Source organism: Streptomyces sp. NRRL WC-3549 (assembly GCF_000721935.1).
Lineage (GTDB): Bacteria > Actinomycetota > Actinomycetes > Streptomycetales > Streptomycetaceae > Streptomyces.
Genome location: NZ_KL585421.1, coordinates 87,099 through 88,873, shown reverse-complemented (window position 1 = coordinate 88,873; position 1,775 = coordinate 87,099). Strand labels below are relative to the sequence as shown.

General features: G+C 71.3%; 1 protein-coding gene. It reads left to right on the top strand.

Going from position 1 to position 1,775, the window contains the following annotated elements:
- Window positions 1-2: 2 nt before the first annotated feature.
- On the top strand, window positions 3-1,775 hold a 1,773-nt coding region (locus tag IH13_RS0125735), incomplete at its 3' end, for an RICIN domain-containing protein (protein WP_031088295.1).

Below are 1,775 nucleotides of genomic sequence, written 5' to 3'. Positions count from 1 at the left end.
GGATCGGCCTCACCGGTACGGGCGCCGGAGCCGCGCAGGCCGCCGATCCGTCCGCCCGGGTGTGGGTCACCACCCCGGACGGCGGCAAGAAACTGTCGGCGGAGGGCGAGGTCCCGTTCACCGGAACCCCCCAGTCCGTCGACATCCGCGTCGACGCCGCCGACAAGGGCCAGAAGTTCACCGGCGCGGGCGCCTCGGTCACCGGCGCCTCCGCCCGGCTCGTCCAGAACCTCCCCCCGAGCGCGCGTGCCGAGCTGATGAGGTCGCTGTTCTCCGCCGAAGGTGACGGCATCGGGCTGAACTACCTCCGCCAGCCCCTCGGAAGCACCGACTTCGACGCCGACGGGAACTTCTCCACCTACGAGGACACCCCGGGGTCCTTCTCCATCGACAGGGACAGGGCCGAGATCCTCCCCGTCCTGAAGCAGGCCACCGCCCTCAACCCCGCCATCCGCTTCATGGGTTCGCCCTGGTCCCCGCCCGCCTGGATGAAGACGGGCGGCTCACTCAGCGGGGGCAGCCTCAGGACCGAGCACTACCAGGCGTACGCGGACTACCTGGTCGAGGCGGTCAAGGCGTACGGGCGGGAGGGCATCACCCTGACCGACCTGACCGTGCAGAACGAGCCCGAATTCGCCACCACCTACCCGTCGATGAGCATGACGTCCGGTGAACAGGCCGCGTTCTTCCAGGTCCTGGACCGCACCCTCACCGCAGCCGGCCTGCCCACCAACCTGCTGGCCTACGACCACAACTGGGACCACCCCGACTACCCCACCGAGGTGTTCGACGGCACCCGGGGCATCGACCGGGTGATCGGCGCCGCCTTCCACTGCTACGGCGGGACCCCCGCGGCGCAGCAGCAGGTCGTCGACGCGGGCAGGCGCGTCTTCTTCACCGAGTGCTCCGGCACGGACAGCGAGGACCCGGGAGCGACCTTCGCGGACACCCTGCGGTGGCACGCCGAGAACCTGGTCGTGCAGAACATGCGCCACGGCGGCGAGACGGTCGTCAACTGGAACCTCGCGCTGGACCGCAACGGCGGTCCCCACCAGGGTCACTGCGGCACCCGGTGCAACGGCGTCGTCGGGATCGACGGCAGCACCGTCACCCGTAACGCCGAGTACTACGTCCTGGGCCACGTCGCGAAGTTCGTCGAGCCCGGCGCCACCCGGATCGGTTCCACCAGTCAGGGCTCCGGTGGCGTCCAGAACGTCGCCTTCCAGAATCCCGACGGCACCCGTGCCGCGTACGTCGTCAACACGGCCGGCGGCGCCCAGCGCTTCTCCCTCACCGACGACGGGAGGTCCCTGACCTACACCCTGCTGGCCGGCGCGGTGGCCACGTTCGTGTGGGACGGCGACGGCGGAACCACCGGGCCGCCCGTGGGCTCCATCGACCCGGGCACCTGGTACCAGGTCAAAAACGCCCACGGCGGCGCCTGCCTCGACGCCGCCGACTGGGGCACGGTCGACGGCACCGCGCTCCAGCAGTGGTCCTGCGGGACGGGGGCCAACCAGGGCTGGCAGTTCCGGCCCACCGGAGACGGCTACGTCCAGGTCGTCAACCGGCACAACTCCAAGGTCTGGGACGTCGACGGCGGCCCCGGCGCCACCGGTGCCGGGAGCGCCGTGCACCTGTGGAGCTACGTGGGAGGCACCAACCAGCAGTGGCGGCCCGAGCCCGCCGGGGCGGACGGGCAGTACCGGTTCACCGCCCGGCACAGCGGCCTGTGCCTGACGGTGAACGGCTCCTCCACGGCCGACGGTGCCAGG